This window comes from Streptomyces sp. NBC_01317 (genome assembly GCF_035961655.1).
Taxonomy (GTDB): Bacteria; Actinomycetota; Actinomycetes; order Streptomycetales; family Streptomycetaceae; genus Streptomyces.
This window is the reverse complement of the sequence record NZ_CP108393.1, coordinates 293,980-314,695: the sequence shown is the minus strand read 5'-3', so window position 1 is coordinate 314,695 and position 20,716 is coordinate 293,980. Positions and strand designations below refer to the sequence as shown.

15 protein-coding genes and 2 pseudogenes are annotated in these 20,716 nt (G+C 73.3%); 15 read left to right on the top strand and 2 right to left on the bottom strand.

Going from position 1 to position 20,716, the window contains the following annotated elements:
• Positions 1-31 precede the first annotated feature (31 nt).
• A complete protein-coding gene (locus OG349_RS01190) occupies positions 32-1,426 on the bottom strand; it encodes an FG-GAP repeat domain-containing protein (protein ID WP_327232756.1) in 1,395 nt (464 codons plus the stop codon).
• Between the two features lie 218 nt (positions 1,427-1,644).
• Here OG349_RS01190 and OG349_RS01185 point away from each other — a divergent pair, with 218 nt between their 5' ends.
• Positions 1,645-2,067: a hypothetical protein gene (locus tag OG349_RS01185; protein ID WP_327232755.1), complete on the top strand. Its 423-nt coding sequence runs from the start codon at positions 1,645-1,647 to the stop codon at positions 2,065-2,067.
• Here the strand turns inward: OG349_RS01185 and OG349_RS01180 are convergent.
• Positions 2,064-2,564, bottom strand: a complete 501-nt coding sequence (locus tag OG349_RS01180) for a cupin domain-containing protein (protein ID WP_327232754.1) — start codon at positions 2,562-2,564, stop codon at positions 2,064-2,066. The genes OG349_RS01185 and OG349_RS01180 overlap by 4 nt on opposite strands.
• Before the next feature lie 172 nt (positions 2,565-2,736).
• On the opposite strand from OG349_RS01180, the pseudogene OG349_RS01175 reads away from it, so the two are divergent.
• The 14 genes and pseudogenes from OG349_RS01175 to OG349_RS01110 all read left to right on the top strand — a co-directional run.
• A pseudogene (locus tag OG349_RS01175) lies at positions 2,737-3,168 on the top strand (RrF2 family transcriptional regulator); the annotation flags it as partial.
• Between the two features lie 125 nt (positions 3,169-3,293).
• The gene (locus OG349_RS01170) at positions 3,294-4,205 is read left to right on the top strand and encodes a DsbA family oxidoreductase (RefSeq protein WP_327232753.1); all 912 of its coding nucleotides are present in this window, start codon (positions 3,294-3,296) and stop codon (positions 4,203-4,205) included.
• Positions 4,206-4,911: 706 nt separating this feature from the next.
• Positions 4,912-6,498, top strand: coding sequence for an ABC transporter substrate-binding protein (locus OG349_RS01165; RefSeq protein ID WP_327232752.1), 1,587 nt, complete (start codon positions 4,912-4,914; stop codon positions 6,496-6,498).
• On the top strand, positions 6,495-7,580 hold the full coding sequence (locus OG349_RS01160) for an ABC transporter permease (protein WP_327232751.1): 1,086 nt from the start codon (positions 6,495-6,497) through the stop codon (positions 7,578-7,580). Before OG349_RS01165 ends, OG349_RS01160 begins: the two co-directional genes overlap by 4 nt.
• Positions 7,577-8,464, top strand: a pseudogene (locus OG349_RS34745) (ABC transporter permease); the annotation flags it as partial. The gene OG349_RS01160 and the pseudogene OG349_RS34745, both read left to right, overlap by 4 nt.
• Before the next feature lie 1,261 nt (positions 8,465-9,725).
• Positions 9,726-10,745: an ABC transporter ATP-binding protein gene (locus OG349_RS01150; protein ID WP_327232749.1), complete on the top strand. Its 1,020-nt coding sequence runs from the start codon at positions 9,726-9,728 to the stop codon at positions 10,743-10,745.
• Positions 10,742-11,926 carry an oligopeptide/dipeptide ABC transporter ATP-binding protein gene (locus OG349_RS01145; RefSeq protein ID WP_327232748.1) on the top strand — a complete coding sequence of 395 codons (1,185 nt, stop codon included), beginning with the start codon at positions 10,742-10,744 and terminating at the stop codon, positions 11,924-11,926. The genes OG349_RS01150 and OG349_RS01145 overlap by 4 nt, the downstream gene beginning before the upstream one ends.
• Positions 11,927-11,950: 24 nt before the next feature.
• Positions 11,951-13,090, top strand: a complete 1,140-nt coding sequence (locus OG349_RS01140; protein WP_327232747.1) for an LLM class flavin-dependent oxidoreductase — start codon at positions 11,951-11,953, stop codon at positions 13,088-13,090.
• Positions 13,087-15,546 (top strand): molybdopterin-dependent oxidoreductase, encoded by a 2,460-nt coding sequence (locus OG349_RS01135; RefSeq protein WP_327232746.1) that lies wholly within the window; start codon positions 13,087-13,089, stop codon positions 15,544-15,546. The genes OG349_RS01140 and OG349_RS01135 overlap by 4 nt, the downstream gene beginning before the upstream one ends.
• Complete coding sequence (locus OG349_RS01130) at positions 15,543-16,901, top strand: acyl-CoA dehydrogenase family protein (protein WP_327232745.1); 1,359 nt, start codon at positions 15,543-15,545, stop codon at positions 16,899-16,901. Before OG349_RS01135 ends, OG349_RS01130 begins: the two co-directional genes overlap by 4 nt.
• A gap of 3 nt (positions 16,902-16,904) precedes the next feature.
• Positions 16,905-18,104 (top strand): LLM class flavin-dependent oxidoreductase, encoded by a 1,200-nt coding sequence (locus OG349_RS01125; RefSeq protein WP_327232744.1) that lies wholly within the window; start codon positions 16,905-16,907, stop codon positions 18,102-18,104.
• Entirely contained in the window at positions 18,101-18,955 is an 855-nt protein-coding gene (locus tag OG349_RS01120) for an alpha/beta hydrolase (protein ID WP_327232743.1), read from the top strand. Before OG349_RS01125 ends, OG349_RS01120 begins: the two co-directional genes overlap by 4 nt.
• Positions 18,956-18,983: 28 nt before the next feature.
• The gene (locus OG349_RS01115; protein WP_327232742.1) at positions 18,984-19,520 is read left to right on the top strand and encodes a flavin reductase family protein; all 537 of its coding nucleotides are present in this window, start codon (positions 18,984-18,986) and stop codon (positions 19,518-19,520) included.
• 553 nt (positions 19,521-20,073) lie between these two features.
• Positions 20,074-20,292 (top strand): MbtH family protein, encoded by a 219-nt coding sequence (locus OG349_RS01110; protein WP_327238403.1) that lies wholly within the window; start codon positions 20,074-20,076, stop codon positions 20,290-20,292.
• Positions 20,293-20,716 lie beyond the last annotated feature (424 nt).

Sequence of the window (20,716 nt, the reverse complement as noted above, 5' to 3'; positions counted from 1 at the left end):
GGGTGTTACGGAGGGACCGCCGCCTCCTGTGTCACTGGGGGAAGCTCGGCCACACTCCCAGCTTCGTCACGGCGGTGGTGGTGATGCCGGCGGCGCCGCCGGGGAGGAGCAGGCTCGTCTGCTCGTAGTCCTTGTCGCCGATCAGCAGGTCGGCGTCGCCGTCCCGGTCGGTGTCGCGCAGCCGGAGGTTCAGTCCGAACCTCTCGTCGGCCGTGGGGCTCCCGGGGACGCCGGCGGTGGAGCGGGTGAACCACTGCGAACCGGTACCGGTCAGGCCCTTCTTGCCGCCGCGCAGGAGGTGGACGCCGCCCGCCGCCGCGGCCGAGCCGACCTTCTCCTCCGCCGAGTTCACCGCGAGGTCCGGGTAGCCGTCGCGGTTGGTGTCGCCGGCGGAGAGAGCGGCGCCGAAGCCGTCGTTCTTGGTGGCGCCCGTGGCGACGCCCGCCGTGGACTGGGTGAGGCGGTACGTGGTGGTGGGGCCGGACGCGCCGCCGCGTACGACGACGACCGAGCCGGCGCCCTTGTTGTGGGCGGTGTCGCTGACGGCCAGGTCGCCGTAGCCGTTCTTGTCGAAGTCCGCGATGACGCCCGTGGGGCTGTAGTCGGGGGCGGTGTTGTTGATCGGAGTGACCTTGGCGGCGGGCTTCACGGTGGTGCCGCCCCGCAGGAACCACGCGTCCTGCGTCATCTTGTCCTTGCGGTAGCCCTGGCCGAGGACGTACAGGTCGGTGGCCTTGTCCTTGGTGACCTGCCCGGCGACGAGTCCGGTGGGTTCGAGGACGTCGGGTGAGCTGAGGGGCAGCTTGTGCTTGGTGACCTTGCCGGTCGTCCCTGTCTTGGAGAAGCCTCCCCGGAAGATGTAGGCGGTGTCGAGGGAGTCGACGACCGCCAGGTCCGGCTTGCCGTCGCCGTCGAAGTCACCGGTCTCGACCGCCTTGCCGAAGCCCCGGTGGGTGACGGCGCCGACGGGGAGCCGGGTGGCCTTGGCGCCGAGGCCGGACTTCGCGCCCCACATGATGACCACCGCTCCCGAGCCGGTCTTGCCGCTCACCTTCTCGGTGAAGTCGGTGACCGCGAGGTCGGCGTAGCCGTCCCGGTCCAGGTCGGTGGCGGCCAGGTCGTCACCGAAGGCGTCCCCGGTGCCGCCGGCGTCCCCGGCGGCCCCGGGAATGTTCGGGCTGTTCTGGGTGAACGTCTTCCTCACCGTGCCGGGGCCGGTCGCGGTCCCGTAGGTCACGGCGAAGGAGCCGCCGAGGGAGGCCTCGGCGTAGTCCCGGTAGCCGTCACCGTTGAAGTCGTCGGCGTACTTCGCCGGGGCGGCCGCGGCCGTGCCCGCGAGAGCCAGCAGCCCGCCGCCCGTGAGGGACAGGACGGCGGCGGTCGCGAGAGCGAGCCGGAACGGGCGGGACATCCTGTGCGTGAACATGCGTCTCCTGCGTGCGCGCGGAACCGGTCGGGACCGGTCCCCGGTGATCTTGTGAGGCGAGTACAGGAGAAGACACACGACCACGGAAGAGGGTTGTACCCGAAAGGGTCACCGTTCGGCCCTCGGTGGTTCGCCGCCCCTGTTCGGACCGGCCTGAGCCGTGTCGCGGAAGGACGGACGGGCCGGAACGGAATGCGTACCCGCGGCGTCCGAGGTGCATGAACCTGTCGCGTCAAGTCGCTTTGCTGTTCCTGGGCGTTGGGCTGTTGCTCTCCGGATGCTCGTCCTCGCCCGACGACCCGGGCGGTGAGGGGGACGCAGGCCCCACCCTGGCCGCCCGAACCTTCACTGCGGACACGTGGGAGGAAGGGCCGGCCGCGCCCAGGGAGCACGAGCCGTATCCGTACGACGTCAACACGCACTGCGGAATCAAGTGGCTGGACTTCGGCGGACGTTGGTGGGTCCTTGACTCCGTGTTCCCCGGTGTCGAGCAGGTCAGGGGGACGCCGCCGTCGCGGAACAGCGAGAGAATCGCCGGCTACATGACCCTGATCGGCCCTGACACCGCCAACTTCGACGCCGCCGGGACGCCCACGATGCAATTCGTACCGACCGAGGAGGAACCGCCGGGCTGCGCCTAAAGAGTGCCGGTGTCGAGGACGTACAGCTCGGGGAGGTTGACCACGATCGCCTCCTGCGTGCTGCGGGCGATCACCACGACGGCCTCGTCGTCGGGGCTGGGATTCTCCTCGCGGTGCGGGACGTACGGCGGTACGAAGATGTAGTCGCCCGGCGAGGTGCGGATCCGGACCTCCTCGGGTGTGCCGCCCGAGTTGTCGAGGAACACGAACTCCGGGTGTCCCTTGACCACGTGGATCGCCGTCTCAGACTCCCCGTGGTGGTGGTTCGAGGACGCCGTTTCGGGAGCGACATGGGTCTGTCCCATCCAGATCCGCTCCGAGCCCACACTGCCGCCGCTGATCGCAGCGAACCTGCGCATCCCGCCGGTCTGCGCGGTGTCGCCGTCGAGCGCGTCGGCGCGGATGTGGTGGAGACGGGCCCGGAGCGGCGGCGTGCTCCCCTCGGCGGGGTCGGAACCGTGGTCGTGACCCGGGAGGTCGGGATGGAACGCGTCCATGGAGTTCCTGCTCCTCAGGGGCTGCGGGTGCGAGTGGCCGGGACCGAACGTAGAGAGGGCGGCGAATGGATGTCAAGATGTGTCCATTGCCGCCGAGCTGGTCCTCACCGGTTGCCGGACGCTTCTCGGACGGTGCTCGGTGGACTCGGCACGCTACGGGGAGACGGTACGGATGCAGATATCGGCGAAGGCGGACTACGCGGTGCGGGCGCTCGTGGAGCTGGCCGCCGACAGCGGGCGGCCCCTCACCTGTGAGTCCATCGCGTCCTCCCAGGACATCCCGTTCCGCTTCCTCAAGTCCGTCTTCCGCGACCTGCGGCAGGCGGGTCTGGTGCGCAGCCAGCGGGGGTGCGAGGGCGGTTACTGGATCGGCAGGGACGCGGCCGCGATCAGTGTGGCCGAGGTGATGACGGCGGTCGACGGGGAGTTCCTCACCGTACGGGGCGAGCGCCCCGGCGATCTCGGGTACCCGGGCGCCGCCGGGACGCTGCCGGACCTGTGGCGTGCGGTCGAGGCCGCCGCGCGGGCGGTGCTGGGCGGCACGAGCATCGCCCAGCTGGCGGCCGAGGAGGTGAGTGGTGTGCCGTCGGGCCGGTCCGCGGCTGAGGATGTGCGTGACGTGCCGTCGGGCCGGTCCGGGGCTGAGGATGTGCGTGACGTGCCGTCGGGCCGGTCCGGGGCCGAGGACGTACGTGACATGCCGTCGGCCCGTCCCGCGGCCGTTCCCGCATGACCCCGCCCGCGCCCGGGGGCGCGTACCGGCCGGCCCTGGACATCACCGAGTTCACCGATCCGGTCTGCCCCTGGGCCTGGGGCTCCGAGCCCGTCTTCCGCCTGCTCAGGCTGCGGCTCGGGCACCAGTGGGGCGACGGCGTGCGGTGGCGCCGGGTTTTCGGCATCCTCTTCGACGACGATGACGATCCCGCGCCCGATCCGGATGCCGAGGCGCGGTGGTACGAACGGTTCACCCACGAGGTCGGCGCCCACACCGGGGCGCCGTACGCGCCACGGCTGCGCCGCGTGGCCCGCAGCAGCTGGCCGGCGTCGCTCGCCGCCAAGGCGGCGCAGGCGCAGGGGCCCGAGGTCGCCGAACGGGTCCTGCGGCGGCTGCGCGAGACCATGTTCGTCCTCGGCGCCCCCGCCGACACGCCGGACGGTGTCCTCGCCGCCGTACAGGGCGTTCCCGGACTCGACACGGACCGGCTGCGGGACGACGCGGCCGCCCCGGCGACCCGGGACGCGGTCCGCGCTGACTGGGCGGAGACCCGGCGCCCGCTGCCCGAAGTGGTGGATCTGGACGCGCCGGGCCCGCACCCGGGCCGGGCCAAGGAGGTGGGGGACCACCGCCGTTACGCCCTGCCGACCCTGGTCTTCGACGGCCCAGGAGGCCGGGTGTGTGTCCCGGGATGGCGTCCCGTGGAGACCTATCTGGAAGCGGCCCGCTCCGCCGCGGGCACGGCCGCGCCGGCCCCTCCCGTACAACTCCCCGCCCGGGAGGCACTGGAGCGCTGGCGCACCCTGACCGGTCCCGAACTCGCCCTGCTCACCCGTGAGTCGGAGCCTCCGAAGGACGCCGTACGCGTCGACACGGGCAACGGCCCCCTGTGGCTGCATCCCACGGAAATCCGCCCGCGCGGCTGACGAAACCGCAGGTCGTCAGGGTCTCGTCCAATGAGACACCTGGAGGTGTCCATTGACAGTCGGGCGCCGGGCCGTGAGGATACGGGCATGCATTCGATGCACCCCGGTGTGGTCTGCCGCTACGTGGATTACCGGCGCACTTCCAGCGCCCTCTGTCGCTGACCCGACCGCCGAACCGGCACACCGCGTGAGGCCTTCGGCACTCCGGCCCTGCCCGGGCCCGTCCGGCGGACCAGCCGTGAGCTGATCCGTGGGGGATCCGCCGGACGGACCCCGCCGGACAGACCGTGGCCCGTTCCCTCCCCGCACCGCGACGGCGGTGCCCCCGGGGGCCGTACCCGGCCGGGAGCGCTCTCTTCCCACTCGCCGCTACTCCGCGACCGGAGTTCCCGGCGTCGCCCCGTCCCAGTGCCGCGGCGGTCGGCGCCGTACACCCGCGAAACCTCCCGCGCCTAGGGGCCGAGCCGCCCCGCTCCCGACTCCGGTGCCCCGCGCCGATCCCCCAACACCCCCGCGCCCACACCGTTGTTGACGCCTGTCTCCTCGCCGGCCCCGGCCTTCTCGCGGCTTGCTCCTGACTGCTTCGCTCTGCGTTCCTCTGTGTCCTCCGTGTCCTTGTCCCGCTCTGTCCGGGCCGCCCGACCGGGCGTCCAGGCCCGCCCGCGTACCCGAACGCTCCGGTACGGCCGAGAAAGGTGGCGCTCCCATGCCGATCCTCCGCCCCTCCACCAGCAGCAACGCCCCTTCGCTGCCCGGAACTCCGTCCCGCCCCGGTCTCGGGCGGCGGTCCTTCCTCGGGCTCTCGCTCGGCGCCGGCGCGGCGCTGGCCCTCACCGCCTGCGGCGGAGGGTCCGCCTCGACCGCCGGTGGCCGGACCGCCACCCTCAAGTGGGGCTGGTCGCTGCCCACTTCGTGGGACCCGGTCACCTCGTCCGCCGGCTGGGACGTGCACTCCCTCTCGCTCGTGTACGCGGGACTGACCAAGCTCGACCTCACCGGCAAGGCCGTCCCGGCGCTCGCCACCTCCTGGAAGTACAACGCGGACGGCACGGTCGTCACCTTCACCCTGCGCGAGGGGCAGAAGTTCAGCGACGGGACCCCCATCGACGCCACCGCCGTGAAGAAGAGCCTCGAACGCGGCCGTGACTACGCGAAGTCGCTGGTCGCCTCCCAGCTCGTCGGCGTCAAGGACGTCACCGCCGTCGACCCCGGCACCGTACGGCTGACCCTCGCCGCACCGGACTTCCAGGTCCCGGCCCTCCTCGCGGGCAAGACCGGCATGATCGTCAACCCCGAGGTCTTCGAGAGCGACGCCGCGGGCATCGCCACCAAGCCCGCCGGATCCGGTCCTTACACCCTGGTCTCGTACGTCCAGAACGCCAAGGCCGTGCTGCGCCGCAACCCCACGTACTGGGACGCGGGCCACATCAAGATCGAGAACTTCGAGATCTATCCGCTCCCCGAAGCGTCCACGGTTGTCGCCGCGCTCACCTCCGGGCAGTACAACGTCGCCCAGATTCCCGGCAGTCAGGTCGAGGCCGCCAAGGCCGCGGGCCTGGAGGTCCAGGTCATCCCCTCCATGGTGGTCGCCGTCCTCGACCTCAACCTCGGCAAGGCGCCCTTCGACGACGACCCCGATGTCGCGCTGGCCATCAAATACGCCATCGACCGGCAGGAGTTGCTCAAGACCGCGGCCTTCGGGCACGGCGAGGTCACTGTCCAGCCCTTCCCCCAGGGGTACGCCGGTCACGACGACGCGCTCGACAAGCTCTTCCCGTACGACCCCGAGAAGGCCAAGCAGCTGCTGGCCAAGGCCGGTCACGCCGGCGGGCTCGACCTGACCCTCTCCACGTCCACCCCCGAGGGGGTGCCGGAACTGATCCAGGCGCAGCTCAAGAAGGTCGGCATCAACGTCACGATCGACACCGTCCCGCAGACGCAGGCGACCCAACTCGTCTACATCCAGCGGAGCAAGGCGCTCTTCGTCGACCAGTTCGCCGGGCGGGACTCCGCGACGCAGGCCTTCCAGGTGCTCTTCGGCAAGGAGGGCCTGATGAACCCGGGGCGTACCGTCTCGCCCGAGCTGGAGAAGGCCCTCGACGTGGTGCGCCGTACGCCGCTCGACTCGGCCGACTACCCGGCCGTTCTCCGGAAAGCCACCGGCATCGCGGTACGGACCATGCCGAACGTCTTCCTCTACACCGTGCCGCGGATCCTGGCGCGCAACACCAAGGTGTCGGAGATCCCCGCGTACACCGTCGTTCAGCGGTTCGAGGGGGTGACCGTCGCATGACCGCCCCCGTACTGACCGGGGCGGCCCGGCCGTCGCCGCTCGAGAGGGCCCGGACGTCCTGGCTCCCGCCGCTGCGGCGCCGGCTGTCCGGAGCGCCGCGCTCGCTGGGCCGGGTGCTCGCCGTCACCGCCACCGTGTTCGTGCTGGCGTCGCTCCTGACCTTCGCGCTCGGCGCGCTGTCGGACGCGAACCCGGCCGCCGCGGTGCTCGGGGACCAGGCCACTCCGGCCGACATCGCGCGGATGCAGGCGGAGTTCGGCCTCGACCGGCCGCTGTACGCCCAGTACGTGAGCTGGCTCGGGCACGCGCTCACCGGTGACCTGGGGGTGTCCTGGTTCACCAGCGCGCCGGTGGCCGACAGCATCTCCCAGGCGCTGCCGGTGGACCTCTCCATCGCCGGTCTCGCGCTCCTGCTGGCCGTCCTGCTCGGCGGAGGGGCGGGGATCGGGGCTGCGCTGAACAACGGCGGGCGGTTCGACCGGGCGGTCACGCTGGTCTGCTCGGTGCTGGCCACGCTGCCGCCGTTCCTCATCGGCATCGTGCTGATCGTCGTCTTCGCGGTGCAGCTCGGGGCGCTGCCGACGGGAGGGTACGTACCACTGGGTGAGAGCCCGGCGGAGTGGCTGCGGTACGCGATCCTGCCCGCGTTCGCGCTCAGTCTGGACGCCGCGGCGTCCCTCGCACGGCAGTTGAGGACCTCGCTGGTCGGCGCGTTGCGCGAGAACTATGTGACGGGGGCGGAGATGCGCGGGTTCTCGTCGCGGCGGGTGCTGTTCGGGCATGTCCTGCGCAACGCGGCGGGGCCCGCGCTGAGTGTCCTCGGGCTGAGTGTGCCGGTGATCCTGGGCGGGGCGGTCGTCACCGAGAAGATCTTCAATCTGCCGGGGATCGCGCAGCTGTCCCTTCAGTCGGCCGAACAGCACGACATCCCGGTCATCCAGGGGACTTTGCTGGTCACGGTCGTGGTGGTGCTGATCGCCAACATCGCGGTCAACGCGGCGCTGGCGGCGCTGAATCCGGCGGCGCGCAGAGGCGCGGCGGCGGCCGGCCGGCGGGCCGCGGCGGACGGGGGCGCGTCATGAGGACCCTTCGCCGCACGTGGCGGCTGCGGTCCGCGCGGATCGCCCTGGCCGTGCTGGCCGTTGTGGCGCTGCTGGCGATCGCCGGGGGCGCCGTGGCGCCGCACGACCCGCTGGCGCAGAGTCCCGCCGACATGCTCCACGGTCCGAGCGCCGGGCATCTGCTCGGTACGGACTACCTCGGACGGGACGTCCTCAGCCGGGTCCTGGCCGGTACCGGGCGGTCGGTGGTCGGCGCGCTGGAGGCCGTCGGCGCCGCGATGCTGCTCGGCATCGTGCCGGGCATCGCCTCGGTGTGGCTCGGCCGTACCGTCGAATGGACGGCGCAGCGGGCCGCCGACACGCTGATGATCATGCCCTTCACGGTTTTCGCGATCGCCGTGGTCGGCGCGCTGGGCAACGGCATGCACCAGGCGATGCTCGCGCTGGGCGTGCTCTTCGCACCGCTGTACTTCCGGGTGACGCGGGCCGCCGCGCTGGGCCTCAAGCAGGCGCAGTACGTGGAGGCCGCCGAGCTGATGGGCGCGTCGCGGTGGTGGATCCTGCGGGTCCACGTCTGGGGCAAGATCCTGCCGACGGTCGCGGTGACGACGGCCCAGGCGGTGGGCCAGGCGCTCCTGGTGGTCGCGTCCCTGACCTTCCTGGGCCTCGGCGTCCAGCCCCCGGCCCCGACCTGGGGCGGCATGCTCGCCTCGGACCTGGGCTACCTGTCCCAGCAGCCCTGGGCCCCCCTGATCCCGGGCGCGGCCATCATGCTGACGGTCGGAGCCCTGAACATCCTGGCGGACGCGGTGCGGGACAGCGGCGGGACGGCTGCCGCCGAACGCCCGAAGAGGACCGGGCTGCTGCGCGTGCCTCGCGGGGCGGTGCGACCGGCGGCCCCGGCCCAGGCTTCGCCCCCGGAGGCTGCCTCGGCCTGTGACCGGACCCAGCCACCGGCGCCGGAACCGGCCCGGGTCTCAGGCCCGCAGCGGGCCCAGGACCCGGACGAGGCACCGGCGTCGGCACAGGCTCGGGTCCCGGCTCTGGACGAGCCCCAGTTCCCGGAACGGGCCCAGGCACCGGCCCGGACCTCGCGCTTCGAGCGGCCCCAGGTTCAGCCACCGGCCTCGGCCCTGGCTCCGGCTCGGGACTTGACCCCGGAGGGTGCCCCGGCCCCGGCGTCGGAACGGGCCCGAGCCTCGACATCGGACACGGCCTCGGCTCCGGCTCCGGCCTCGGACACGGCTCCGGCCTCGGCTCCGGCTCCGGCCTCGGACACGGCTCCGGCCTCGGCTCCGGCTCCGGCCTCGGCTCCGGCTCCGGCCTCGGACACGGCTCCGGCCTCGGCTCCGGCTCCGGCCTCGGACACGGCCCGGGCCTCGGACACGGCCTCGGCCTCGGCCTCGGCTCCGGCCTCGGACACGGCCCCGGTCCCAACCCCGGGCTCGGACACGGCCCCGGCTCCAGCCCCGGTTCCGGTGCTGGCCCGGGCCACGACTTTGGCTCCGGCTCGGGACTCAGCGCCGGCGGGTGCCTCGGCCTCTGGCCGGACCCAGGCACCTGCGTCGGTACCGGCTCGGACTTCGGGCCCAGAGCGGGCCAAGGAGCAGGACTCCGATCGGCACCAGGCACCGGCACCGGCTCGGGTCTCGGCTCCGGAGGAGGCACCGGCCCCGGACCGGGCCTCGGGCTCGGAGCAGGCCCAGGCCCAGGCCCAGTCACCGGCCCCGGCCCGGGCCTCCGCCCTGGACGGTGCCCAGGGCCCGGATCGGTCCGAGACCGAGGTGCGGCCCCCGACCGCGGCTCAGTCCCGGTCTGCGGTCCGGGCGGCTCCGGTTGAGGAGCGGGTTTCCGATCGGGCCGAAGCCCAGGGGCCGCATCTGGCCGGCGACCGAGACCGGGCCGCGGCCCTGGACCGGATCCCGGCCGAGGACCGGGGCCCGGACCGAGTCCCGGACCAGGGCGTGGAGTTGGGCCCGGACCGGGGCGTGGAGTTGGGCGGGGACCCGGTCCTCGGTCCGCCCGTCGCCTCGGGCGACGGGGTCGGGACTGCCGTGGGTGTGGCCGGGGGAGGCGGGGGCGTCGGTCGAGCCCCGATCGGTGCGTCGTACGAGGAGACCCGAGCCGTCGCCTCCGGCGGCGAGCAGCGTGAGGAGGTGGAGCGTCATGTCAGTGCCGGCTGAGATCCCGGTTGCCGCCGGGCCCGTTCTGACCGTCGACGGGCTCGACGTCACCGTGTCGGGCGGCGCGCGCGCCGTGCGGGGCGTGTCGTTCACGCTCGGGCGCGGTGAGGCCGTCGGGCTGGTCGGGGAGTCCGGCAGCGGCAAGAGCCTGACCTGCCGCTCCGCGCTCGGTGTCCTGCCCGCCGGCTGCGAGGTCACCGGCGGCCGTATCACCCTGGGCGCCACCGGCTCCGGCGCGCCCACCGAGCTGAGCGCGCTCACCCGTAAACAGTGGAACGCCGTCCGGGGCAGCCGCGTCGGCGCCGTGTTCCAGGACCCCGCCTCGTACCTCAACCCCTCCCTGACCGTGGGCCGCCAGCTCGCGGAACAGCTCCGCGTCGGACGCGGACTGCCCAGGGCCGCCGCCCACACCCGCGCCGTCGAACTGTTCGGCGCCGTCGGACTGCACCGGCCCGACGAGGTCTTCCACCAGTTCCCGCACGAACTGTCCGGCGGCATGCTTCAGCGGGTCCTTATCGCGATCGCCGTCTCCTGCGAGCCGGAACTGCTCATCGCCGACGAGGCCACCACCGCCCTCGACGTCGTCATCCAGGCCGAGATCCTCGAACTGCTCGCCCGGCTCAGGGCGGAGCAGGGCCTCGCGCTGCTCCTCGTCACCCACGACCTCGCCGTCGTCGCCGAGAGCTGCGACCGCATCCTCGTCATGTACGCGGGCCAGATCGTCGAGGACGGCCCCACCGCCGAGGTGCTCGCCGCGCCCTCCCACCCCTACACCGAAGCGCTGCTGCGCGTCGCGTCCCTCGGGGTGTGGGGCCGCCGCGAACTCGACATCATCCCCGGCCGGCCGCCCGAGGCCGGCGCCGACCTGCCCGGGTGCCACTTCGCCGACCGCTGCGCCCACACCACCCGGCAGTGCACGGCAGGACCCGTCGACCTCTACGAACTGGGTGACGGGCGCCGCGCCCGTTGCCTGCGTCCCGCCGCCTCCGGAGCCGCCGTATGAACGCCGTCCTCACCCAGGAGAACCCGGCCGCGCTCCTGGAGATCCGCGGACTGACCGTCTCGTACGGGCGCCGCGCCACCGCCCTGCGCCGGGCGGGCAGCACCCGGGTGCTCTCGGGCGTCGACCTGACGGTACGGGCCGGGGAGATCCTCGGGATCATCGGCGAGACCGGCTCGGGCAAGACGACCCTGGCCCGCGCCGCCGTCGGCCTGGTCCGCCCCGACGCCGGGGAGATCGGGTTCGAGGGCCACGACGTCTCCCGCCTGAGCCGCCGGGACCTCCGGGACTTCCGCCGCACCGGCCGCGTCCAGTACATGTTCCAGGATCCGCTCCGGTCCCAGGACCCCGAGTTGACGGTGCGTCAGGTCGTGGCGGAGCCCCTCGCGTCGGTCGGCGCCGCCACCCGCCAGGAACGCGCGCGGCGCGCCGACGAGGCCCTGACCCTCGTCGGGCTCGACGCCGAGGCACTCGGCCCCCGCACCCCCGCCCAGCTCTCCGGCGGCCAGCGCCAGCGCGTCTCGCTGGCCCGCGCCCTCGTCACCCGCCCCCGGCTGCTCCTCAGCGACGAGCCGGTCAGCGCCCTGGACGCCTCCAACCGCAACCTCGTCCTGAGCCTGCTCGACCGGCTCCGCCGCGAACTGGGCCTCGCCGTCGTCGTCATCTCGCACGACCTCAGCTCGCTCGCGGGCATCGCCGACCGGGTCGCCGTCCTCTACCGGGGCCGGCTCGTGGAACAGGGCCCCATCGGCGAGGTCCTGGAACACCCCAGGCACCCGTACACCGCCCTGCTCACCGCCTCCGCGCCCAGCGTGCGCCGCGAACACCGGCTCCAGCCCGCGCAGTTGCGCCCGGATCCGGTCGTCGCCGCCGGCCGCGCGCCCTGGCCCGACGACGAGGGCTGTGTCTTCGCCCCCCGCTGCCGCTTCGCGGGACCCGCGTGCCGGGAGGAGCCGGGCTCCGCCCCCGTACCGGATGGGGAAGCCACCCGAGCGGCTCCGGAATCGGCACCCAACTCCGCCCCGCAAGCTGCCGCGGAAACCGCCGCCGAAACCGCCGCTCAAGCCACCGCCCGACCCATCACGGCACAACTACCTTCCCCCGCAGGGGAATCCGACCCGTCCAGGCCGTCCCACACCGTCGCCTGCCACCACGCCGCCACCTGGCGCGGCGGTATCGGCTGAACAGGAACAGGAGAACCCACCGCCATGGCCATCGAATTCATCGGCATCGCCGCCACCCAGGAGACCAGCGAGAGCGGCTCCCGCACCCCCGTCACCGGCCGCGTCGGCGTCTCCACGCAGACGGAGACCGAACAGGCCGCAGGGCCGGTGGTCCAGCCCGGCTACCTCCGGGAACTGGCCCGCGCCCACGAGGAGTCGGGCTTCGACCGCGTCCTGGTCGCTCACTCCTCCGCGAGCCCCGACGGCTTCACCGTCGCCGACCAGATCCTCACCCACACCGAACGGCTCGGCGTCCTGCTCGCCCACCGCCCCGGCTTCGTCTCGCCGACCCTCGCCGCCCGCAAGTACGCCACCCTCGACGCCTTCCACCCCGGCCGGATCGCCCTGCACGTCATCACCGGCGGCGACGACGCCGACCAGGCGCGCGACGGCGACTTCAGCGACAAGCCCACCCGCTACCGCCGCACCGACGACTTCCTCGACGTGGTCCGCAAGGAGTGGGACTCCGCCGAACCCTTCGACCACGAAGGGGAGTTCTACCGCGTGAAGGGCGGCTTCTCCGCCGTACGCCCCGCCGCCCCGATTCCCGTCTACTTCGGCGGCGCCTCCGCGGACGCCGTCCGCGTCGGCGGCAAGCACGCCGACGTCTACGCCTTCTGGGGCGAACCGCTCGCCGGGATCGCCGAGCGGATCCGTGACGTACGGGCCGCCGCCGCGCCGTACGGCCGCGAACCCCGCTTCAGCGTGAGCCTGCGCCCCATCCCCGCCGCCACCGAGGAACAGGCCTGGGACAGGGCGAGGGAGATCCTGCGGCTCACCGAGGAGCGGGTCGGCGAGACCGCCAGGGCCTTCAACCTCGACCACTCCGCGCAGCGCGGCTCCCAGCGACTGCTGGAGTACGCGGCCCAGGGCGACGTCCACGACAAGCGGCTGTGGACCGCCATCGCGAGGACCACCGGCGCCGCGGGCAACTCCACCGCCCTGGTCGGCAGTTACGAGCAGGTCGCGGAATCCCTCCTCGACTACGTCTCCCTCGGGGTGTCCACCCTCCTCATCCGGGGCTTCTCCCCCCTCGCGGACGCCCGCGACTACGGCACGCTCATCGACCTCGTCCGCGCGGGCGCCGAGCGCACCGGCGCGGGCCGGCTCACGGTCCCCGCATGACCTCCTCTCCCGCGCCGGGTCCCGCCGCGCAGCCGGCCGGCTCCCTCCCGACGACCTCGCACTGGGGCGCGTACAGCGTGCGCCCCGGTACAGGCGCCAGGGGTGGTCCAGGCAGCGCGCCCCACGGCGATCTCGGCATCCGGCCGCACCCGGCCGACCCCTCGCCGTCCCCGCTGCTGCGCAACATCGACGGGGCGCTGCGCCACCCCACCCGGGTGCGCCGCCCCGCCGTGCGCCGCGGCTGGCTCGAACACGGTCCGGGCCCCACCGACCGGCGCGGCCAGGAGCCCTTCGTCGAGATCGGCTGGGACGAGGCGCTGGACCTGACGGCCGCCGAACTCGCCCGGGTCAGGGACGAACACGGCCCGGCGGCCGTCTTCGGCGGCTCGTACGGCTGGGCCTCGGCCGGGAGGTTCCACCACGCCCAGAGCCAACTCCACCGCTTCCTGGGCCAGTTCGGCGGCTACACCGCGTCCCGCAACTCCTACAGCCTCGGTGCCTCGCTCGTCCTGCTGCCCCACCTCGTCGGTGCGGCCGGGGCGCAGGCCGTCCTGCGCGCCGCGTCCAGCTGGCCCACCCTCATCAAGCACACCGAGCTGATCGTCGCCTTCGGCGGCATCCCCGCCAAGAACGTCCACGTCACCCCGGGCGGTGTCACCCGCCACCGCACCCCCGGCCACCTCGACGCACTCGCCGCGGCCGGCACCCGGGTCGCGCTGATCAGCCCGCTCCGCGCCGACCTGCCCGAAGGGCTCGACACCGACTGGCACGCCATCGTCCCCGCCACCGACACGGCCCTGATGCTCGGCCTCGCCCACACGCTCCTCGCCGAGGGACTGCACGACCGCGCCTTCCTCGACCGCCGCACCACCGGCTTCGACACCTTCGCCCGCTACCTCGACGGACGCGCCGACGGCACCACCAGAAGCGCCGACTGGGCCGCCGCGATCTGCGGGCTCGACGCCTCCCGTATCCGCGCGCTCGCCCGCCGCATGGCCGCCTCCCGCACCCTGGTCACCGTCACCTGGTCCCTCCAGCGCATCCAGCACGGCGAACAACCCGTCTGGGCGGCCCTGGCGCTCGCGGCGATGCTCGGCCAGATCGGCCTGCCCGGCGGCGGGTTCGGGCACGGGTACGGCTCGATGGGGGACGTCGGCGACCACGGCCCCCAGGTGAGGCTGCCGTACCTGCCCCAAGGCCCCAACCCGGTGGGGGAGTTCATCCCCTGTGCCAGGATCGCGGACCTGCTGCTCCACCCCGGTGACACGTACGACTACAACGGCGAGACCCGTACGTTCCCCGACATCCGGCTCGTGCACTGGGCCGGCGGCAACCCGTTCCACCACCACCAGGACCTCGGACGGCTCCGCCGCGCCTTCGGCCGGCCCGACACCGTGATCGTCCACGAACCGCACTGGACCGCCACCGCCCGGCACGCCGACATCGTCCTCCCGGCCTCCACCACGCTGGAGCGCGAAGACCTCGGCGGCGGACGACGCGACACCCATCTCATCGCCATGCACCGCGCCGTCGACCCCGTCGGCGAGGCCAGGGACGACCACGCCATCCTCGCCGGACTCGCCGGCCGGCTCGGCTTCGGCGAGCGCTTCACCGAGGGCCGGACCCCCCGCGCGTGGCTGGAGCACCTGTACGGCTCGTGGCGCGGGGAACTGCGCGCCAACGGCACCGACGTACCGGAGTTCAAGGAGTTCTGGGCGGTGGGGGACTACGAACTGCCCTCCGAGGAAGCTGAGTTCACGCTCTTCGAAGACTTCAGACGCGACCCCGTGCGCCACCCGCTGGACACCCCGAGCGGGCGCATCGAGATCACGTCCGAGGCCGTCGCCGCCCTGGGCCTGGCCGACTGCCCCGGCCACCCGGTGTGGCTCGAACCGGACGAGTGGACCGGCGGCCCGGCGGCTGACCGCCACCCCCTCCTGCTGATCGCCAACCAGCCCGCCACCCGGCTGCACAGCCAGTTCGACGTCGGCGCGCTGAGCCTGGGTGCCAAGGTCGCCGGACGCGAGGCCGTCCAGCTGCACCCCGCCGACGCGGCGGCCCGCGCGATCCGGGACGGCGATGTCGTACGGATCTTCAACGACCGCGGGGCCGTGCTCGCCGGGGCCGTCCTCACCGACTGCGTACGGCCCGGGGTGCTGCAGCTGCCGACGGGCGCGTGGTTCGACCCCGTACCGCAACAGGACCCGGACCAGCCGCCGTTGTGCGCCCACGGCAACCCCAACACCCTGACGGCTGACGTCCCCACCTCCCGCCTCACCCAGGGCTGCACCGGCCAGCACGCCCTGGTCGAGGCGGAGAAGTACACCGGCGACCCCCCACCGGTCACGGTCCGCCGCCCGCCGCCCCTGCTCGACGGCGCCACCGTGCCCCGCCACCGGCGCGGCGCGCGCCGCCCCACCGCCCACCCGCACCCCGACCGGCCGGAGACCCCGTGACCCGCGACCCCGTGACCCGTACGAACAGCACCGCGGATCAGGGCCCCGCCCCCGCGCTGCCACCCCTGCGCGTCGACCTGCTGCCCGCCGTCACCGAGAGCCTCGCCGCCCGCGCGGCCGAGCACGACCGCGACGCGTCCTTCCCCGCCGAGGCCTTTCCCCTCCTGCACGGGGCGGGACTGCTCACCGCCACGGTCGCCGCCCGGCATGGCGGGCCCGGCGCGGGGCTCGCCGACACCGCCCGTATCCTGCGCGCGCTGGGCGCCGGCGACCCCGCCGTCGCGCTGGTCACGGCGATGACCCTCTTCACCCACGCGGCCGAGGCCCGTACCCCCGGCGGCTGGCCGCCCGCCCTGTACGGGGACCTCCTCGACGAGTCGGCCAAGGGCCCCGCCCTGGTCAACTCCCTCCGCGTGGAGCCCGAGTTGGGCAGTCCGGTACGGGGCGGCCTGCCCGCCACCACCGCCCGCCGCGACGGCGACCGGTGGCTGCTGACCGGACGGAAGATCTACTCCACCGGGGCCGTCGGCCTCAGCCGGCTGCTGGTTTTCGCGCGGACCGGCGAAAACCCCGTGCGCGTCGGCTCGTTCGTCGTCCGCGCGGACAGTCCCGGCCTGGCGGTCGAGCCGACCTGGGACCATGTCGGCCTGCGCGCGAGCCGCAGCGACGACGTGGTCCTCGACTCCGTGTCCGTACCACTCGGCGACGTCCTCGGCCTCGCCGAGGCGGGCGAGACCCCCGGGGCCCGCCCCGATCCCGAGACCGGCGCGTGGAACGCCCTCGGTCTGAGCGCGCTGTACCTCGGCGTGGCGGGCGCGGCCCGCGACTGGCTCACCCGCTTCCTCCACGAACGTGTCCCGACCTCCCTCGGCGCGCCGCTGGCCACGCTGCCGCGCTTCCAGAGCGCCGTGGGCGAGATCGAGACCGCGCTGTTCGGCGCGGACACCCTGGTCGACACGCTCGCCGCCCGGGTCGACAGCGGGGATCGTACGGCGGCCGAACAGGCGGGCGCCGTCAAGGTCCTCGCCACGCGGGCCGCCATCACCGCCGTCGAACAGGCCGTCGCCCTGACCGGCAACCACGGGCTGACCCGGGCCAATCCGCTCCAGCGGCACTACCGGGACGTCCTGTGCAGCCGCGTCCACACCCCGCAGGACGACTCCGTACTCCTCACCACCGGCCGCGAGGCACTCGGCCGTGTCCACGAAACCCGCGCCCACGATCCTCGTGCCCAAGATCCTCGTGCCCAAGATCCCGGCCCGTCCGATCGCGGTACCGCTGATTCCGGCCCGTCCGACCACCCCGCTCCCGACCACCGGTCGCACGACCGCCGGTCCGCACCGAAAGGCAACTGACCCATGACCGACCAGAGCACCCCGGCCCCCGCCCGCGTCGCCCGCGCCCCGCACTCCGTCGAGTTCATCGGCATGATCGGTACGCAGGACGCCTCGGAGACACGGCCGCCCAGCGGCCCCCAGATCGACCGGGCGTACACCGCCCGCTTCGCCCGTGCCCACGAGGACGCCGGATTCGACCGGATCCTCATCGGCTACAGCTCGGGAAGGCCCGACGGCGCCCAGGTCGCCGCCTATGTCGCCGCGCACACGGAACGGCTCGGCCTGCTCGTCGCCCACCGCCCCGGCTTCATCGCGCCGACGCTCGCCGCCCGCAGCTTCGCCACCCTCGACCAGTTCACCGGCGGGCGGGTCGCCGTGCACACCATCACCGGCGGCAACGACGTCGAGCAGCGCAGGGACGGCGACTACCTGGACAAGGAGGAGCGCTACGACCGCACCGACGAATACCTGTCCGTCCTGCGCCGCGCCTGGTCCTCCGGTGAGCCGTTCAGCCACGAGGGCCGCCACTACCGGTTCGAGGACTACGGCTCCAAGGTGCTGCCCGTCCACGCGTCCGGCATCCCGCTGTACTTCGGCGGTTCCTCCGAGGCCGCGTACCGCGTGGGCGGCAAGCACGCCGACACCTTCGCGCTGTGGGGCGAGCCGCTCGCCGAGACGGCCGAACAGATCGCGTCCGTCCGCGCGGCGGCCGTCGCGGCCGGCCGCGCCGAACTCCCGGGCATCAGCGTCTCGTTCCGCCCGATCCTCGCGCCCACCGAGGAACTCGCCTGGGAACGCGCCCACCACATCCTGGACACCATCAAGTCCGGTGCGGGCCAACCCTTCTTCGCCCAGGCCCGCCGTCACCAGGGCCCCGACGGCCCGCAGAACACCGGCTCGCGGCGGCTCCTCGCCGCCGCCGCGAAGGGCGATCTGCACGACCGCGCGCTGTGGACGCCGACCGCCTCCGCGACCGGCGCGGGAGGCAACACCACGGCGCTCGTGGGCACTCCGGAGACCGTCGCCCAGGCCCTGCTTGACTACGTGGACATCGGGGTGACGACCCTGCTCATCCGGGGGTACGACCCGCTGGACGACGCCGTCGACTACGGCCGCCACCTGCTCCCGCTCGTCCACCAGGAACTCGCCCACCGCAGAGCGGCCGCGTCCGCCGCCGCGTCGGCCGAGCCCGCTCTCGCGCCCGCCGGAAGCGTCCGATGACCGACCTGTTCAGTGCCCCGGCCCTCAGCACCCGTACGCTCGCGCGCAGTTGGCACCAGCCCGAAGGGATCGCCCCGCGTGGCACGCTGCTCGTCCTGCCGGGCCGGGGCGAACACCCGCTGGTGTACGAGCGGTTCGGACGCCGGCTCGCCGCCGACGGGTACCGGGTTTACGCGCTCCCCACCGCGCCCGACGACCGCGCCGAGGACGTCCTGGCCCGGGCGGCGGAGGCCGCGGGGCCCGATCCCGTCGCCCCGGTGATCCTCGTCGGCAGTGACACGGGCGCCCTCCAGGCCCTCCACACGGCCGCCGATGCCGACCCCCGGCTGCCCGTGGCGGGGATCGTCGTCGCCGGGGCGGCACCGACCGCGCCCTCTCCGGCGGCCGGCGCGGCGCGCGACGCGGCGGGCCCCTGGGAGGCCGAGCTGGCGGCCCGTACCGCCTGCCCGGCGCACCGCGAACGGCTCACCGACGACGAGGAGTTCGTACGGGGAAGCCTCGACGCCCCCGTACCGGACCGGCTGCGGTCCGAGGCCCGGCCCGCCGCGCCCGTCCTCGTCCTGCACGGCGGGGCCGACCCGGTCACGCCCCTGGGTCAGGCGCGGGAGCTGGTTGCCCGGCTGCCGCACGCCACCCTGGGGGTGGTGCACGACGGGCTGCACGACGTCCTCAACGACGCCGCGCACCGGACCACGGCGGCGGTGGTCGTCCTGTGGCTGGAGCGGCTGCGCGCGGATCCCGGCGGGCGCCCGATCCTCACGGTCGAAGAAGCACAAGAGGCGCAAGAGGCGGAAGACGCGGCAGCAGCAGTCGGACAGGGCGACGAAGGCGCGGAAGGCGCGCGTTCGTGAGCCACCACCTCGTAGGAAGGGAAGAGGCATGACCGTGTCCATCGAACGCGCTGCCGGAGCCGCCCAGGGCCCGGCGCCCGCCACCGGCGACGAGATACTCCGGCGCACCCTGCGGCGGCACGCGGCCGGGGTCACCGTGATCACGGTCCCGGGCCCCGCCGGTTTCACCGCGACCTCCTTCACCTCCGTCTCCCTGGAGCCCGCCCTCGTCTCCTTCTGCCTCGGCCTCACGGCGTCGACGTTCCCGGCCGTGCAGCGCGCCGACCGCTTCGCCGTCCACGTGCTGGGCACCGGGAACACCACGCTGGCCCGGCAGTTCGCCCGCAGCGGCATCGACCGCTTCGACGGGATTCCCTGGGCGGAGGAGGCCGACGGGCTTCCGCTGCTGGACGGCGTACCGGCCTGGCTCACCGCCCGGGTGACGCTCCGTCAGCGGATCGGCGACCACATCCTGGTCGTCGGCGAGATCGACGCGGGTGGCGGGCACGGCGAGGGAGAGGCCCTGGTCCATCACGACGGCGCGTTCGCCGCGCCCGTACGCCTGCCCTCGCAGACGGGGGAGTGACACGACACCGACGGCACCCGGGCCCGGCCGACCACCGAAGAAGCACGCCTGAGGGCGTGCTTTTTCGGTTACTGGCTGCGTTCAACGGAGGCACGGAAGGGGGAGGGGCGCGCGCGGGGCGCATTGGGGAAGCCTACGAACTCGCGAATGCGCCGGGTGGCCGAAAGGATTGGTTCACAGTCGTTGACATTCGGTCAAAAAGTGCATGGATTGGCCGGAACCTGCCGCTTGGCGCCGATTGGCATATGACCTCGGCTAGCTCGTTTATTGACCCCGGTCAAGTACTTGTCAGTAACGGCGCAAATGTTCGTCTTTGAGTGTCGCGATCCTCTAAGGTGACTGGCGTGAACGGACGTTGGCGGGGTACTTGTACCCGGTCCACCGTGCACGCCGGTATGGGGGGTGTTATCGCCGCTCCGCGTGGCCGAGTTCGTGCCGCGAGGGGGCCGGGTGCCGAACGGTGTCGCTGCGAAGTGACGCCCGAAGCGGCATGCGGGGGACAAGGCTGATGAACACGCCGTGGAAAGACAGAGAACAGGTGGGGGGAAAGACCGTGACCAATCCTTTCGACGACGAATCCGAGCGGTTCGTGGTGTTGGTGAACGGCGAGGGACAGTACTCGCTGTGGCCCGCGCGTCTCGATATTCCGGGCGGCTGGCGCGCCGAGGGCCCGGAAAGCTCGCGACAGGAATGCCTGGACGCCATCGAGGGTGCCTGGAGTGACATGCGGCCCGTCAGTCTGGTGCGGGCGATGGAGGACAGCGCCGGGTAGGTCGGGCGGCCGGCCGGCCGGACCGCCCGAGGTGGCCGGGCCGTCGAGGGTGGTCGGCCCGGCCGGCGCGGCACCGAAGCTCCGACTGCTTCGAGCTTGCTCCCGTCCGAGCAAAATCGATCAGGGATGGTCGGAGATCGGTCGCGTCCGGTCCGTATGTCAGGTCCTCTTCATGCACGGTCCATAAAACATCGGCGGCCCGCTCTGCCGCCGTCCGTCATGTGCTAAGGAAGCCCGGTCCTGTATCAGGACGCCATCTGAATGCCCGTTCCTGATACGAGGCCGCCGCGGCGCCGGGCGCAGAGGCGCGGCGACTTCCTTTCGGCTTTCACCGGCCCGTTCCCAAAAGCGGGCGCAACGGCGAGGGTGGTTTTGTCATGCCCTTCTCGCTGTCCCTTAAAATCTTCCCGAAGGTGTAGATCGG

Bases quoted from the DNA above. Each gene is read 5' to 3' on its own strand.
- OG349_RS01190 (WP_327232756.1), bottom strand. From the start codon at position 1,426: ATGTTCACGCACAGGATGTCCCGCCCGTTCCGGCTCGCTCTCGCGACC.
- OG349_RS01185 (WP_327232755.1), top strand. From the start codon at position 1,645: ATGAACCTGTCGCGTCAAGTCGCTTTGCTGTTCCTGGGCGTTGGGCTG.
- OG349_RS01180 (WP_327232754.1), bottom strand. From the start codon at position 2,564: ATGGACGCGTTCCATCCCGACCTCCCGGGTCACGACCACGGTTCCGAC.
- OG349_RS01170 (WP_327232753.1), top strand. From the start codon at position 3,294: ATGACCCCGCCCGCGCCCGGGGGCGCGTACCGGCCGGCCCTGGACATC.
- OG349_RS01165 (WP_327232752.1), top strand. From the start codon at position 4,912: ATGCCGATCCTCCGCCCCTCCACCAGCAGCAACGCCCCTTCGCTGCCC.
- OG349_RS01160 (WP_327232751.1), top strand. From the start codon at position 6,495: ATGACCGCCCCCGTACTGACCGGGGCGGCCCGGCCGTCGCCGCTCGAG.
- OG349_RS01150 (WP_327232749.1), top strand. From the start codon at position 9,726: ATGTCAGTGCCGGCTGAGATCCCGGTTGCCGCCGGGCCCGTTCTGACC.
- OG349_RS01145 (WP_327232748.1), top strand. From the start codon at position 10,742: ATGAACGCCGTCCTCACCCAGGAGAACCCGGCCGCGCTCCTGGAGATC.
- OG349_RS01140 (WP_327232747.1), top strand. From the start codon at position 11,951: ATGGCCATCGAATTCATCGGCATCGCCGCCACCCAGGAGACCAGCGAG.
- OG349_RS01135 (WP_327232746.1), top strand. From the start codon at position 13,087: ATGACCTCCTCTCCCGCGCCGGGTCCCGCCGCGCAGCCGGCCGGCTCC.
- OG349_RS01125 (WP_327232744.1), top strand. From the start codon at position 16,905: ATGACCGACCAGAGCACCCCGGCCCCCGCCCGCGTCGCCCGCGCCCCG.
- OG349_RS01120 (WP_327232743.1), top strand. From the start codon at position 18,101: ATGACCGACCTGTTCAGTGCCCCGGCCCTCAGCACCCGTACGCTCGCG.
- OG349_RS01115 (WP_327232742.1), top strand. From the start codon at position 18,984: ATGACCGTGTCCATCGAACGCGCTGCCGGAGCCGCCCAGGGCCCGGCG.